General features: G+C 66.6%; 15 protein-coding genes. 7 read left to right on the forward strand and 8 right to left on the reverse strand.

Annotation, left to right across the window (positions count from 1 at the left end; genetic code table 11):
• Nucleotides 1–110 precede the first annotated feature (110 nt).
• Complete coding sequence (locus ACN0WF_RS07890) at nt 111–1310, forward strand: ABC transporter substrate-binding protein (protein ID WP_417772258.1); 1200 nt, start codon at nt 111–113, stop codon at nt 1308–1310.
• A 206-nt stretch (nt 1311–1516) separates the two neighbouring features.
• Here ACN0WF_RS07890 and ACN0WF_RS07895 read toward each other — a convergent pair whose 3' ends face one another.
• On the reverse strand, nt 1517–1984 hold the full coding sequence (locus ACN0WF_RS07895; protein WP_417772555.1) for an Rrf2 family transcriptional regulator: 468 nt from the start codon (nt 1982–1984) through the stop codon (nt 1517–1519).
• Nucleotides 1985–2197: 213 nt separating this feature from the next.
• On the opposite strand from ACN0WF_RS07895, the gene ACN0WF_RS07900 reads away from it, so the two are divergent.
• The 5 genes from ACN0WF_RS07900 to ACN0WF_RS07920 are packed head-to-tail and all read left to right on the forward strand — an operon-like array spanning nt 2198 to nt 6078.
• A complete protein-coding gene (locus ACN0WF_RS07900; protein ID WP_417772259.1) occupies nt 2198–2917 on the forward strand; it encodes a TetR/AcrR family transcriptional regulator in 720 nt (239 codons plus the stop codon).
• A complete protein-coding gene (locus tag ACN0WF_RS07905; protein WP_417772260.1) occupies nt 2910–3719 on the forward strand; it encodes an enoyl-CoA hydratase/isomerase family protein in 810 nt (269 codons plus the stop codon). The genes ACN0WF_RS07900 and ACN0WF_RS07905 overlap by 8 nt, the downstream gene beginning before the upstream one ends.
• 42 nt (nt 3720–3761) lie before the next feature.
• A complete protein-coding gene (locus ACN0WF_RS07910; RefSeq protein WP_417772261.1) occupies nt 3762–5318 on the forward strand; it encodes an AMP-binding protein in 1557 nt (518 codons plus the stop codon).
• Nucleotides 5315–5716, forward strand: a complete 402-nt coding sequence (locus ACN0WF_RS07915; RefSeq protein ID WP_417772262.1) for a MaoC/PaaZ C-terminal domain-containing protein — start codon at nt 5315–5317, stop codon at nt 5714–5716. The genes ACN0WF_RS07910 and ACN0WF_RS07915 overlap by 4 nt, the downstream gene beginning before the upstream one ends.
• A complete protein-coding gene (locus tag ACN0WF_RS07920; protein WP_417772263.1) occupies nt 5713–6078 on the forward strand; it encodes a phosphate acetyltransferase in 366 nt (121 codons plus the stop codon). The genes ACN0WF_RS07915 and ACN0WF_RS07920 overlap by 4 nt, the downstream gene beginning before the upstream one ends.
• An 82-nt stretch (nt 6079–6160) precedes the next feature.
• Here ACN0WF_RS07920 and ACN0WF_RS07925 read toward each other — a convergent pair whose 3' ends face one another.
• The 7 genes from ACN0WF_RS07925 to ACN0WF_RS07955 form a co-directional block, all read right to left on the reverse strand.
• Nucleotides 6161–6373, reverse strand: a complete 213-nt coding sequence (locus tag ACN0WF_RS07925; protein WP_417772264.1) for a cold-shock protein — start codon at nt 6371–6373, stop codon at nt 6161–6163.
• A 264-nt stretch (nt 6374–6637) separates the two neighbouring features.
• On the reverse strand, nt 6638–7432 hold the full coding sequence (locus tag ACN0WF_RS07930; RefSeq protein WP_417772265.1) for an alpha/beta fold hydrolase: 795 nt from the start codon (nt 7430–7432) through the stop codon (nt 6638–6640).
• Nucleotides 7429–8487 carry a branched-chain amino acid ABC transporter permease gene (locus tag ACN0WF_RS07935; RefSeq protein WP_417772266.1) on the reverse strand — a complete coding sequence of 353 codons (1059 nt, stop codon included), beginning with the start codon at nt 8485–8487 and terminating at the stop codon, nt 7429–7431. Before ACN0WF_RS07935 ends, ACN0WF_RS07930 begins: the two co-directional genes overlap by 4 nt.
• Nucleotides 8488–8496: 9 nt before the next feature.
• On the reverse strand, nt 8497–9525 hold the full coding sequence (locus tag ACN0WF_RS07940; RefSeq protein ID WP_417772267.1) for a branched-chain amino acid ABC transporter permease: 1029 nt from the start codon (nt 9523–9525) through the stop codon (nt 8497–8499).
• Entirely contained in the window at nt 9522–10247 is a 726-nt protein-coding gene (locus ACN0WF_RS07945; RefSeq protein WP_417772268.1) for an ABC transporter ATP-binding protein, read from the reverse strand. Before ACN0WF_RS07945 ends, ACN0WF_RS07940 begins: the two co-directional genes overlap by 4 nt.
• On the reverse strand, nt 10244–11026 hold the full coding sequence (locus ACN0WF_RS07950) for an ABC transporter ATP-binding protein (RefSeq protein ID WP_417772269.1): 783 nt from the start codon (nt 11024–11026) through the stop codon (nt 10244–10246). The genes ACN0WF_RS07945 and ACN0WF_RS07950 overlap by 4 nt, the downstream gene beginning before the upstream one ends.
• Nucleotides 11027–11130: 104 nt before the next feature.
• Nucleotides 11131–12312, reverse strand: a complete 1182-nt coding sequence (locus ACN0WF_RS07955; protein WP_417772270.1) for a substrate-binding domain-containing protein — start codon at nt 12310–12312, stop codon at nt 11131–11133.
• Between the two features lie 457 nt (nt 12313–12769).
• Here ACN0WF_RS07955 and ACN0WF_RS07960 point away from each other — a divergent pair, with 457 nt between their 5' ends.
• Nucleotides 12770–13111 (forward strand): BA14K family protein, encoded by a 342-nt coding sequence (locus tag ACN0WF_RS07960; protein WP_417772271.1) that lies wholly within the window; start codon nt 12770–12772, stop codon nt 13109–13111.
• Nucleotides 13112–13117: the final 6 nt, after the last annotated feature.

Raw genomic sequence — 13117 nt, forward strand, 5'->3', positions numbered from 1 at the left:
CGGCCTCGGAACTTCGGAAGCCGACACACTCTGTGGCGGCTCCGCGGACCGCGCGCGGCCCCTTCGCGGGGCGCGCGGGCGGGGACAATGACAATATGTGGAGGTGAGTGATGACCAAGTTTCATGCTGCTCTCGCGGCCGCGTTTCTCGGCGCGACGGCGCTTGCCGCGCCTGCCCAGGCGGATGTGAAGATCGGCCTTCTCGGCGGCGTGTCCGGCCCGATCGCGGCCATGGCTCCGTCGATGATCGATGCGGCCAATCTTGCCCTCAAGCAGGTCAATGACGCCGGCGGTGTGCTTGACGGCGAAAAGCTTGTGGCCGTGGTCGGCGACAGCGCCTGCAACCCGCAGAACGCCACCGACGCCGCGACCAAGGCGGTCAACATCGAGGGTGTCGTCGGCATCGTCGGCCCGTATTGCTCGGGCGCGGTCCTGGCGGCCGCCAACTCGGTGACCATCCCGGCCGGCATCACGGCGATCTCGCCGTCGGGCACCTCGCCCGAGATCACGTCGCTGAAGGACAATGACACCGTGTTCCGCACCGTGTCCTCGGACGACTACCAGGGCCGGGCGCTGGCGCGCACGCTGCTCGAGCGCGGCACCAAGAAGGTCGCCGTCGCCTATCTGAACAACGACTACGGCAAGGGACTGGCCGACTCCTTCAAGGAGGAGTTCGAGGCCAAGGGCGGCGAGATCGCCGGCTTTGCCGCCCACGAGGGCGAGAAGGCCTCTTACCGCTCCAACCTGGCCGAGCTTGCGTCGGGCGGTGCCGACACGCTCGTCATCCTCGACTACGGTGACGGCTCCGGCCTGACCATGCTGCGCCAGGCGCTGGAGAACGGGTTCTTCGAGAACTTCGTCGGCGCCGACGGCATGAAGTCCGACGCTCCGATCAAGGAACTCGGCGCGGAGAACCTGACGACCTTCTTCGCCTCCTCGCCGGTCGGCGAGAAGTCCGATGCGCTGGAGATGTTCAGCAAGGCCTTCACCGAGGCCGGTGGCGATCCCAACGCCATCTTCGTCACCACCTCTTATGACGCAACCTTCCTGATGGCGCTCGCCATCGAGAAGGCCGGTGGTGACAAGGCGAAGGTCCACGAGGCTCTGCGTGCGGTCAGCAACGGCGAAGGCGAGCCGATCCTGCCGGGCGAATGGGCCAAGGCCAAGGAGCTGATCGATGCGGGCAAGGCCATCGACTACAAGGGCGCGGCCGGCGATCACAACTTCGATGAAAACGGCGACGTTCCGGGCAGCTATGCCCTGTTCAAGGTCACCGACAAGGGCTTCGAGCTCGTCACCGAGATGAAGTGATGCCCGCTCCCGCGCCGGACCTCCTGTGGGGGACGGCGCGGGGGTTGCCTCCGCCTCGCGTGGAGGAATGCAGTGCCGAGAGCTGACGGCGGCCCCCCGAAACGGGGGCCGCCATTTTTCGTTCAGCCCGCGGTCAACGCGCGCGCGCACAAAAAAACCGGCGCGGGTAAGGCGCCGGTCGGGTCGGTGCAAGTTGGGCGTGCGGCCTATTGGGCCGCGGCCGCGCCCATTTCCATCGCCTCGTCCATCTTCAGTAGGAAGCGGATTTCGTGGCGGTCCTCGGCAAGCTCGGCGATCGTATGGGCATCAAGCACCGTCATGAACGCTTCGAGAGCTTCGTGCAGCAGCCCGTTGAAGCCGCAGGAGGTGATCAACGGGCAGTCACGCCGGCCCGAATCGAAACACTCGGCGAGAAGAAAGCTCTCCTCGGCCGCGCGCACAACCTGTCCCACCGTGATCTCGCTGGCCGGCTTGGCGAGCATCAGACCGCCATTGCGCCCGCGGATCGTCCGGACGAAGTTGTTGCTGACAAGCACCTTCAGGATCTTGAAGAGGTGCGCTTCCGACATCTCGAAGCTCGCGGCGACATCGGCGACGCGGCTCGGGGTATCGGGATTCGCCGCGCAGTAAATGAGCGTGCGGACGGCATAGTTGGTTTGCTGAGTGAGGCGCATGCTCATAGATATGCGTCGCGGGGCGCGCTACGTCAACGGGGGTTTCGCAAAAAAACATGCATCTTATTGTCATGTTTTAATTTTCACGCGGGAGGCGGCCGCCGTTGTAGCGTCGAACCCTCGGCAATCCGGCGCAGGACGGGTTTCGGCTTGCAATTTTCCGGCATGACATGAATGATGAATCATGATTCATGTTTAGGAGGAGGAAGCGTCGTGATCGGGAGCACGGGAGGGGCGTCCGGGCGTCCGGGAAGGCGAAAGCCGGCGGACGTGGCGGCGGCTGGGCGCGCGGATGCGCCGGAGGCTGGCGGTGACACGTCTGCCCCGCGCCCGAAGACGGCGCGCGGCGAAGCAACGCGGCGCGCAATCCTGTCGGCGGCGGAGACCGTCATCGGCCGGCAGGGTTACAGCGAGGCATCGATCGGCGCGATAACGCGCGAGGCCGGCGTTGCCCAGGGGACATTCTACATCTACTTCGCCAGCAAGGACGAGGTGTTCTCGGAACTTGTCGCCGACATGGGGCGGATGTTGCGTCATGTGATCAACGAGGCGACCGCCGGCTTTGATGACCGGCTCGCGGCCGAGCGCGAGGGATTGCGCGCGTTCCTCACCTTCGTGTCGACGCACCCGGAACTCTATCGCATCGTCCAGGAAGCGCAGTTTGTCGATCCCGCCGCCTATCGCGCCTATTTCCGAACGTTCGCCGAGGGCTACCGCGCCGGCCTCGAAAAGGCCGCCGCCGCCGGGGAACTGCGCCCGGGTGACGCCACCATCCGCGCATGGACGCTGATGGGCATTGCCCGCTCGCTGGGCGAATATCAGGTGGTCTTCGAGGGAGGGGCCGCGATCGACGATCTTGTCGCCTCGGCTCATGACCTGCTGGAAAACGGCCTGCGTTGCGGGCGTGGGCCTGCGGGGGGCGACGATGGCTGAGGCGCCGACGCGGGCGCGTGGGGCGACGTCCCTGGCGCATCTCGAGCTTGCCGGCGGGAGCGCCCGGATCGTTCTCGACCGGCCGGGCCGGGGCAATGCGCTGATCCCGGAACTTCTGCACCAGCTGCGCGCGGCAATCGCGGCCGCGCGCGATGCCGCGCCGCGCGCCCTTGTGCTTGCGGCGAAAGGCCGTGCCTTTTCGGCTGGCGGAGATGTCGCCGCGTTCCAGGACCATGCCCGCACGCCGGAGGGCCTTGCCGCTTATGCGCAGGAGATCGTCGGGCTGCTCAACCAGGCGATCCTCGATCTGCTGTCGTTTCCCGCTCCGGTGATTGCCGCCGTCAATGGCGCGACAACCGGAGGAGCGGCGGGCTTCGTGCTGGCCGCGGACATGGTGGTCATGAGCCGGGAGGCTTTCCTCCAGCCCTACTACGGGGTCATGGGGTTTGCCCCCGACGGAGGCTGGACCGCGCTCCTGCCGGAGCGCATCGGAACGGCGCGGGCGCTTGAGGTGCAATATCTCAACACGCGGCTGTCGGCGGAGGCGTGCGAAGCGCTTGGTCTGGCGAGCCGGGTTTGCACAGCCGAACGGCTGGACAGCGAAGTCCGCGCGCTGGTCGCCGAGCTGTCGAAGATGGACGCGGGCAGCCTTGGCGCCACGCGTGCGGCGGTATGGACGCCGGCCCGTCGCGCCCGTGTCGCCGAGGCCCTGGAGCGCGAGCGGCAGGGGTTTCTGTCGCTGATCGGCAGGCCGGAGACCCTGGCGCGCATGGCGGAGTTCACCTCGGCGCGGCGTGCCTAGGGCGGAAATACAGGTCGAACGGCCTTTCGGGAGAAGGCTTTCATGCAATTCGTTACCGACATGGCGGCGCGCCGGGCGGAGCTGACGCCGGACAAGACCGCCTTCGTAGATCATGAGACCGGCGTTGCACTCAGCTTCGCCGAGGTGGAAACGTGGGCAAACCGGATGGCGCGCGCGCTTGCAGCGCTCGGTGCGGGGCGCGGCGAGCGGGTGGCTGTTCTGACGCAGAACCACGCCGAGTTTTTCGTGCTGCTGCTTGCCGCGCAGAAGAGCGGAACGATCCTGTTGCCGCTCAACTGGCGCCAGCCGCCGGCCGAACTCGCGCCCACGGTCGCGGAGGCGGCGCCGCGTTTCATCCTTCACGACGCGGCGACCTGCGCGACAGCGCAAGGGCTTGCCGGCCTCGTCGGGCTTGCCGCCTTCGCCTATGCGGATGCGGCTGCGGATACACGGGAGACGGGCGACCGGTTTCGCGACGCGTGTGACGCGGCATCCGCGCAGCCGCTTGCACAGGGCGGGAGGATCGAAGCGGACGCGCCCTGGTATCTGCTTGCGACCTCGGGCACCACCGGTGCGCCGAAGCTGGTCATCCAGACCGCCGGCATGGCCTGGGCCAACGCGGTCAACTACACCCAGGCCAGCGGTATCGGGCGGCAGGATGCGAGCGTGAACTTCCTGCCGCTGTTCCACACCGCCGGCATCAACCTCTTCACGCTGCCGCTGTTTCTTGCCGGGGGAAGCTCGACCATCCTGCGCCGCTTCGACCCCGCCGCCGTGTTGCGCCTCATCGACGAGGGCAGTGTCACCGCGTTCTTCGGCGTTCCGGCGATCTACCAGGCGCTGGCGCTGGAGCCGGGGTTCGCCCGTGCCGACTTCTCCGCCGTGAAGAGCCTGGGCTGCGGCGGCGCGCCGATGCCCGCTCCGCTGCTGCGCAGCTACATCGAGCGGGGGGTGACCGTCTGCAACGGCATGGGCATGACCGAGACCGGTCCGACCGTGTTCCTCTCCGATCCCGAGCGCGCGGCCGAGAAGATCGGCTCGGTCGGCAAGGCACAGATCCTTGCCGAGGTCCGGCTGGTGGCGGCGGATGGCAGCGAGGTGACAGGCGAGGGCGAAGGCGAGCTCCAGATCCGCGGTCCCGGCGTGACGCCCGGCTACTACGGCAACGCGGAGGCGACGGCGGCGGCCTTCGCGCCGGGCGGCTGGCTGCGCTCGGGCGATGTCGCCCGGCGCGACGCCGACGGCTATTTCGCCATCGTCGACCGGATCAAGGACATGTACATCTCCGGCGGGGAAAACGTCTATCCGGCCGAGGTCGAGCGGGTCCTCGTGACCCATCCCGACATTCAGGAAGCCGTCGTTGTCGGCGTGCCCGACGCGCGATGGGGCGAGGTCGGCGCGGCCTATCTGGTGCCGCGTCCGTCGGCCCGCATCGACCGCGACGCGCTCGTCGCCTGGTGCCGCGAGCGGCTTGCCGGCTACAAGCTGCCGCGCCACATCGAGGTCGCCCCGGATCTGCCGCGCACCGCCGCCGGCAAGGTGCAGAAACACGTCCTGAAAACCCGACATCTGGCCAAATGCAAGGAGGATGGCGCATGAGCGCAGCCCTGGCAGACACCGTCCCGCAAGCGCCCCTGACACTGCGCTGGACGCCGACGCAGGAGGAATTCGACCGCTTCGCCGTGCTCTCGGGGGATGACAATCCCATCCATGTCGACCCGGAGTTCTCCGCGCGCACGCGGTTCGGGCGGACGGTCTCGCACGGCATGCTGCTGTACGCGCGCGCCTACGCGGCAATCCGTCGCCGGTGGCCGCAGGCGGGCCATGCGACGCAGACGCTGATGTTCCCGAATCCCGCCTATGCGGGCGAGGAGCTGGAGCTTGTCGTTGCGCCCGATGCGCGGTTGCCGTGGCGGCTTGCCGTGTCGATCCGCCGGGTCGCGGACGATGCGGTGGTGCTTGCGGGGGAATGCGGGCTGGCGGAGGACGGACGATGACGCTTGAACTCGGCCAGAGCGCGGAGACGATCCGCAGCTACTCGGAGCGGGACGCACGCGATTTCGCCGCGCTCGCCGGTCTTTCCGAGGTTCCGGGTGCGGTGCCGGAGCCGCTCGTCGGCGGGCTCTTTTCCTATCTTTTGGGCGTCAGGCTGCCGGGGTCCGGCACCAACTACCTGAAGCAGGAAATGACGTTCCTGGAGGCGGCGGCCTTCGACGTGCCGCTGATCGCCCGGGTGACGGTGACGCGGCTGCGCCCGGAAAAGCACCTCGTCGATCTGGAGACCGTGTGCGAGACGACGACCGGGCAGCGGATCTGCCAGGGCAGGGCGCTGGTCTATGTGGAGGATGTAGCCGGTTGAACGAAACTGCCGTTGCGACAAACAAAAACCCCGCCGGCGGGGCCGGCGGCGTTTGAAACCGTGCTTGCTGTGAGCGCTGGGCTCAGCCGAGCTCGATCTGAGCGGCCTGCAGGCCACGACCGCGACGGTCTTCCTCGGTGATGAAGGTCAGCGCCGTGCCTTCAGCCGGGACCGCGATGCCGGAGCGCTCGAAAGCGGTGATGTGAACGAAAACGTCCTTGCCGCCCTCGGACGGCGTAAGGAAGCCAAAACCACGCTCGTGGTTGAAGAACTTGAGGGTGCCGGTCTGGCGCATGGGGAAACTCCTGTCCCGTAGTCTGTAAAAATTAAAGAGCGCAAGTAAGCGCACTTGCTTGCGCGAGCGTGGCATTCTGAAACGGGAAAGGCAGTTCTTCTCGACAATACCGGCTCAACGAACCGGGCATGCGCCGTATACCGAAACTTTCTTAACCGGGATTCGAATTTTCAAGCCCGCCTAGCCGGAACAAGTTCCAGCACGCGCAATATAATCCGAAATGCCGCTACCTTCAAGTGAGGAAAAATCGAGTATTTCCCGACTTTATTGAAAAACCTGTTCGCCGAGCATTTCATTGAAGGCCAAACTTTCCTCCAGATGCGGTGCATGACCGGAGGCGGCAAAGGAAAGAACGCGCGCCTCTGGCAATTGTCCAGCCTGCCACAGGGCTGTTTCCGCAGAATACAGCTGGCTGCGCGCACCGTGGGCGAGCGTCACCGGAATGTCGAGGCGGGGCATCAGCGGGCGGAAGTCCTGGGCGGTGAGCGAGTGCCACATGGCGGCGAGGCGCAAGGGATCCGCCTTTCGGATCTCCGCTTCCGTCCAGGCGACGAGCGCGGGGTCGGCGTCGGCGGCAAAGCAGCGCCGCGCGGTTGCCGGGGCAAGGCGGGGCCACTGGCTCCCGATGGCGCGCAGGAACACGAGGTTGCGCGCCGCGTCGAGCCCGTTGAGGCTGCCGTGGGGCCAGTCGGGCGTGTTGATCACCTTCGGCGACATGTCCTCCACCACGAGACGGGCAATGCGCGCCGTGCCGTGACGGGCGATCAGCGACCAGGCGACGAGCGCGCCCATCGACCAGCCGGAAAGGACCACGTCCGAGAGGTCCTCCCTGTCAAGCAGGTCCGCGAGCGCGTCGGCGGCCGCCTCGATGGTCGGCGCGGGGAATGCCGCGCTCTCGCCATGGCCGGGAAGGTCCGGGGCGAGAACCAGCGTCCGGGATGCGAAGGCGGTCATCTGCGGCGCGAAGAAGCCGCCGTGGCAGGACCAGCCGTGCAGCAGGACGAGCGGTCTGGCGCCAGGACGCGACCGTCCGTCGCGGCGGACGTGAAGACCGGTCATTTGCGGCTCCTGAGCCGTCCGACGATCCCGTCCGGGAAGAAATAGACCGAGAGGATAAACAGCACGCCGAGCCACAGCAGCCAGCGCTCCGGGGCAAGCAGAACGGGCAGCAGCGGCACGGCCTGCGTCGCCTGCTCGGCACCGGCCATCAGCGTTTGCAGATAGGTCTGGGCCAGGATGAACAGCGTCGCCCCGATGACCGCGCCATACATCGTCCCCATGCCGCCGATCACCACCATCAGCAGGATGTCGATCATGATCTCCATGGAAAGCGTGGTCGCCGGCCCGGTGTAGCGCAGCCAGATCGCGAGCAGCGCGCCGGCGAGGGCCGCGACAACGGCGGAAAGCACGGTCGACGTGGTGCGGTACCAGACGACACGGTAGCCGATCGCCTCGGCGCGGAAGGCATTGTCCCGCACCGCCTTGAGCGTGCTCCCGAAGGGCGAGTTGACGATCCGCAGCAGGGCCAGGAAGAGCAGCGCGGCGACGGTGAAGATCAGGTAGTAGGCGAGCAATCGGCCGTCCATGCGCACGTCGAGGATGCGTGCGTCCGCGAACTTGAAGGCCGGCGTCAGCACCTTCGGAATCCGGTAGGTCAGTCCGTCCTCGCCGCCGGTCAGCCACGACAGCTGCGAGGTCAGGACGGCGAAGGCGCTGGCGATGGCGAGCGTCACCATGGCGAAGAAGATCGCCTTCACCCTCAGCGAGAAGAGGCCGATTGCTAGCGCCAGGACGCCGGCGAGTGCTGCCCCCCCGAGCGTGCCGAGCGCGATTGCCGTGAAGGAGGCGCCAAGCGTGGAGAGTGCGATGGCGACCCCATAGGCGCCAATGCCGAAGAACATCGTATGGGCGAAGGAAACGATGCCGGTGTAGCCGAGCAGCAGATCGTAGCTTGCCACCAGCACGATGAAGATGCAGATGCGCGCGGCGGTGTCGAGCGACTTGGTGCCGGGAAAGAGGAACGGGGCCAGCGCCAGTGCAATCAGGATGGCCACGAGCAGGAGCGCCAGCGAGCGGCTCCGCGGGCGGTCGCCGGAGAGGATCGTGTCGAACATCTGGGGCTCCTACTTGGCCTTGACCACCGGGAACAGGCCCTGCGGACGCCACATCAGCACGGCGACCATCAGCGCGATCGTCGAGACCAGCGCGACCTTGGGCGCGAGGAAGGCCATGTAATTGGACAGGAGCCCGACCAGCAGCGCGCCGATGAAGCAGCCCTCGATGGAGCCGAGGCCGCCGATAATGACGACGATGAAGATCAGCACCATGATCTCCGAGCCCATGTGGGCGGTGATGGTTTCCTGATAGAGACCCCACATGACGCCGCCGAGCCCGGCCAGCGCCGAGCCGGCCATGAACACAAGCAGGAACAACCGCCGGATGCGATAGCCGAGCGCCTCGACCATCTCGCCGTTCTCGACGCCGGCGCGCACCAGCAGGCCGACCTTCGTCGCCTGCAGCACATGCCGCAGAGCGACGAACAGGACGAGACCGACGGCGACGGCGAAGATCCGGTATTTCTCGATCACCGCGTCGGCAATCACCACCGATCCCTGGAAGATGGCCGGGCGGGCGACATGGAGCGCGTCAGGCCCCCAGATCACGTGGATCATCTGCTGGGCGACGATGAGCCCGCCCATGGTGACGAGTATCTGCTTCAGGTGATGGCCGTAGACCGGGCGCACGATCACGCGCTCGAAGGCCAGGCCGAGACCGCCGGTGACCGCCATCGCGGCAAGAATCGCCAGGAACACGGCCGCCAGGTTCAACGCGACGGCGCTGGAAGCGCTCCAGCCGGAAAGCCAGGCGAGCACGGTGAAGCCGACGAAGGCGCCGACGGTGGCGAAAGCGCCATGGCCGAAGTTGATCACGTCCATCAGGCCGAAGACCAGGGTCAGGCCCGAGGCCATGATGAAGATCATCAGGCCCATGGCAAGGCCGGCGACGGTGAGCGTCAGCCAGGTCGAGGGCGCGCCGACGCCGATGAAACCGGCGAGCGCCATCGCCGGCACCAGCAGCAGCGGCGCCGCGCGAACCAGCCGCTCGCGCGGCGAGGCGGCGACGAGACGGGGGCGGATGGCGGTCTCGCTCATTGATGTACCTCCAGGCTCAGTCCCATCAGTCGCTCCTGCAGGGTTGCGTCGGCGGCCAACTCCGCCATTGTTCCGGCGTGGACAATGCGGCCGTCGTCCATCACCGCGACCGTGTCGCCCAGAGCCGCCGCCATGGCGAAGTTCTGTTCGACCAGCAGGATTGTCGTGTCGGTGCGTTTCAACTCCGCCAGTGCGTCCGTCATCGCCTGCACGATGGCCGGGGCGAGCCCCTTGCTCGGCTCGTCGATGAGGATCATCCGGCGCGGCTCGATGATGGCGCGGGCGACGGAGAGCATCTGCTTCTGGCCGCCCGAAAGCGTGCCCGCGGGCTTGTCCCAGAAGGTGCCGATGGGCGGGAACAGGTCCTTGATCCAGGCAAGGCGTCCGGCGTCCATCGGCCCGTGTACGGCGGCGAGACGCATGTTCTCGCCGACCGTAAGGTCGGAGAAGATGCCCATATTTTCCGGCACATAGGCAATGCCGGCAAGCGCGATATCGGGCGTCGCGCGCGCCTCGATGCGCGTTCCGTCGAAGCGAATCTCGCCGTCGCTGGCCGACCACAGTCCCATGATGGTGCGCAAGGTTGTGGACTTGCCCGCGCCATTGCGCCCCAGCAGCACGGTCACGCCGCCGCGCGGCACGCACAGATCGACGCCCTGCAGGATATGATAAGGGCCGATGTGGGTGTGGACGCCGGAAAGGGTGAGGAGGCTGTCGGTCATGAGCTGGCCTCCGTCGCTGGCGCGGCGCGCCCGAGATAGGCCTCCTGAACGATGGCCGAACGCATCACCTCGCCCGGCTCGCCATCGGCGACGAGCGCACCGTTGTGCAGCACCACGATGCGGTCGGCGAGGCTGCGGATGACGTCCATCTTGTGCTCCACCAGCAGGATCGTGCGGTCACGATCCGCCTTGAGACCCCGGATCAGATCTAGGATCACCGGCACCTCGTCGACGCTCATTCCCGCGGTGGGTTCGTCGAACATCAGCACCTGCGGGGCGAGCGCGATCATCATCGCCACCTCCAGCTTTCGCTGGTCGCCATGGGCAAGCTCTGAAACCGTCATGTCGCGCTTGTCGGCCAGCCGCACCTCGGCAAGCACATGCTCCGCCCGCTCGACAAGCTCGATGTGGCTGTCGGCGCGGGAGAACAGGTCGAAGCCGCGCCGCGCCCGCGACTGGGCGACGAGGCGCACGTTCTCGCGCACGCTGAGGCTGGCGAAGAGGCTCGTGAGCTGGAATGCCCGCCCGATCCCCCGGTCGCAGCGCGCCGCGACCCCGAGCCGGGTCACGTCCTCGCCGTTGAGGCGCACCGTGCCCGAGGTTGCCGGAAGCTGGCCGGAGATCAGGTTGAAACAGGTGGTCTTGCCGGCGCCGTTGGGGCCGACGATGGCGGTCAGCGTGCCGCGCTCGAAGGCGCAGGTAACGCCGTCGACGGCCACATGCCCGCCAAAGCGGATGGTCAGGTTCTCGGTGGCGAGAACGGGCGGTTCGCGCGTCAACACGGGCCTCCGGCGAAGGAATGGGGAGAGGGCGGCGGGGCAGGGGCGGCTCGGGCACCGGCGTGGATCTCTCTCCCCGCCGGTGCCCGGGTCCGCCGGGCGCGCTAGCGCTTGTTGCGAACGGGAATGTCCATGTCCCCGATCTTCAGCTCGCGCACAAGTTCGGGAATGCCCCACTCGATCTCCGGATCGACCCGGATCTTGAAGTGATACATGGACTGAAGGGCCTGATGGTCCTCGGCGCGGAAGGTCATCGTGCCCTTCGGCGTTTCGAAGGACATGCCCTCCATCGCGGCGATCATATCGTCCGTGTCGGTGGAACCCGCCTTGCGGATGCCCTCGACGATGGCGATGCCTGCCGACATGCCTCCGGCGGTGAAGAAGTCCGGCGGCGTGCCGTGGCGCTTCTCGTGCTCGGTGACGAGCCAGTCGTTGGCCGCGTTCTTCGGGATGTCATGGTAGTAGTAGGTGGCGCCTTCCATGCCCGGCAACGCCTTGTAGGCCTTCATCGCGGCGAGGATGTTGCCGCCGGTGGCGATCTCGATACCGAGGCGCTCCGGGTTCATCGCCTTGATCTTGCCGATCGGATTGTTGCCTCCTGCCCAGATCACGAAGAGGAACTTGCGCCCCTTCTCGTCCTTCAGTGCATCGAAGATGCGCTGGGCGCTGGCGGTGAAGTCCTGGGTGTCGGTGGGCGCGTATTCCTCGAAGACCAGCTTCGCGCCCGTCGGGCCGAGCGCCTCGCGGAAGGCTGCGACGCCGTCCCGCCCGAACGCATAGTCCTGTGCGAGCGTCGCGATGGTGACGCCCTCGGCACCCAGCGCCACGGCGTTGGCCACCGCGTCCTGCGAGGAGTTGCGACCGGTGCGGAAGATGTAGCGGTTCCAGTTCTCCCCGGTGATCGAGTCGGCCACGGCCGGCTCCACCAGTAGGATCTTGCCGTATTCCTCCGCCACCGGCAGCATGGCGAGCGCCACGCCCGAGGAAACCGGTCCGACGGCGATGTCCACCTCGTCATCGCCATAGGCCTCGGCAAGCGCCGCGCGGCCGATATCCGGCTTGAGCTGGGTGTCTTTCTCGATGACGGTGATCTTGCGTCCGTCGATCTCCATCGTGCCGCCGGTCGCATATTCGAGGCCCATCATCAGACCGATGTGCGACTGCTTGGCATAGGCCTCCAGTGCGCCTGTCTTGCCGTAGACATGGGCGATCTTGATATCGTCCGCCATGGCCGACGATGACAGGCCCGCCGCCATAAGCGCGGCCGCCGCGATAATGCGTTTCATCCCCTCTCCTCCCTTCGATCCGCCATGGCGGCTGTCGCGCCCATGGCATTGGCCTGACGTTCCGCAGGGCAGGGCGGCTGCAAAAGCCGCCGGTCTCCTGCGGACCTCCTCGTCCGCCGCATCGTCTCGACCCGCGCGGTGCTCGCGAACGTCTGGCGTTCGCGAGCCTGCGCGACTGTCACGACAATTATATGACGCATGATTCATGTTTCATGTCAATCGGGATGCCTACGCAGAAGGCCCGGAGACGATGGACGGCGGCGATATGCAGCGCTGGAGCAGGGCGGCTTTCGGCCGTGATTTTCGTAAAAATTGAGCAATTACGGGAAATGAACTGGACGTGATGGCCATCACATCAACGGAAGTTTTGTTTGTGTACTTTCGTTTCATGGGTGATCGAGGTTTCATCCTGAAGATTGAAATAATAAAGTGAACGGAAAACAGAGGGAATGTCGTCATGTACAAGAAGATCGCAATCACTGGATTCGCCATTGCCCTGACGGCTGGCGCCGTCCTGGCCACCGCCAACACCGGTGCCGAGGCAGGTGGCTGGAACCATCGCAACGGCTGGGCCGCGGCTGGCGGCTTTGCTGCCGGCGCGCTGGTCGGATCCGCCCTGTCGCAGCCGCGCTACTATGTCGAGCCGGCGCCGCGCTACGAGCCGGCCCCGGTCTATTATGACCGCCCCGAGCCCTGGACGCCGGCCTGGTATCGCTACTGCTCGGCGAAGTATCGCTCCTTCGACCCGCAGAGCGGTTATTTCCGTACCTACTCGGGCCGTGCCAGGTTCTGCCGCTGAAGCTCC

The organism is Stappia sp. (assembly GCF_048268045.1).
In the GTDB taxonomy this organism is placed as follows: Bacteria; Pseudomonadota; Alphaproteobacteria; order Rhizobiales; family Stappiaceae; genus Stappia.

Bases quoted from the DNA above. Each gene is read 5' to 3' on its own strand.
- ACN0WF_RS07925 (WP_417772264.1), bottom strand. From the start codon at position 6,373: ATGCGCCAGACCGGCACCCTCAAGTTCTTCAACCACGAGCGTGGTTTT.
- ACN0WF_RS07940 (WP_417772267.1), bottom strand. From the start codon at position 9,525: ATGAGCGAGACCGCCATCCGCCCCCGTCTCGTCGCCGCCTCGCCGCGC.
- ACN0WF_RS07935 (WP_417772266.1), bottom strand. From the start codon at position 8,487: ATGTTCGACACGATCCTCTCCGGCGACCGCCCGCGGAGCCGCTCGCTG.
- ACN0WF_RS07960 (WP_417772271.1), top strand. From the start codon at position 12,770: ATGTACAAGAAGATCGCAATCACTGGATTCGCCATTGCCCTGACGGCT.
- ACN0WF_RS07910 (WP_417772261.1), top strand. From the start codon at position 3,762: ATGCAATTCGTTACCGACATGGCGGCGCGCCGGGCGGAGCTGACGCCG.
- ACN0WF_RS07920 (WP_417772263.1), top strand. From the start codon at position 5,713: ATGACGCTTGAACTCGGCCAGAGCGCGGAGACGATCCGCAGCTACTCG.
- ACN0WF_RS07890 (WP_417772258.1), top strand. From the start codon at position 111: ATGACCAAGTTTCATGCTGCTCTCGCGGCCGCGTTTCTCGGCGCGACG.
- ACN0WF_RS07915 (WP_417772262.1), top strand. From the start codon at position 5,315: ATGAGCGCAGCCCTGGCAGACACCGTCCCGCAAGCGCCCCTGACACTG.
- ACN0WF_RS07945 (WP_417772268.1), bottom strand. From the start codon at position 10,247: ATGACCGACAGCCTCCTCACCCTTTCCGGCGTCCACACCCACATCGGC.
- ACN0WF_RS07930 (WP_417772265.1), bottom strand. From the start codon at position 7,432: ATGACCGGTCTTCACGTCCGCCGCGACGGACGGTCGCGTCCTGGCGCC.
- ACN0WF_RS07895 (WP_417772555.1), bottom strand. From the start codon at position 1,984: ATGCGCCTCACTCAGCAAACCAACTATGCCGTCCGCACGCTCATTTAC.
- ACN0WF_RS07955 (WP_417772270.1), bottom strand. From the start codon at position 12,312: ATGAAACGCATTATCGCGGCGGCCGCGCTTATGGCGGCGGGCCTGTCA.
- ACN0WF_RS07905 (WP_417772260.1), top strand. From the start codon at position 2,910: ATGGCTGAGGCGCCGACGCGGGCGCGTGGGGCGACGTCCCTGGCGCAT.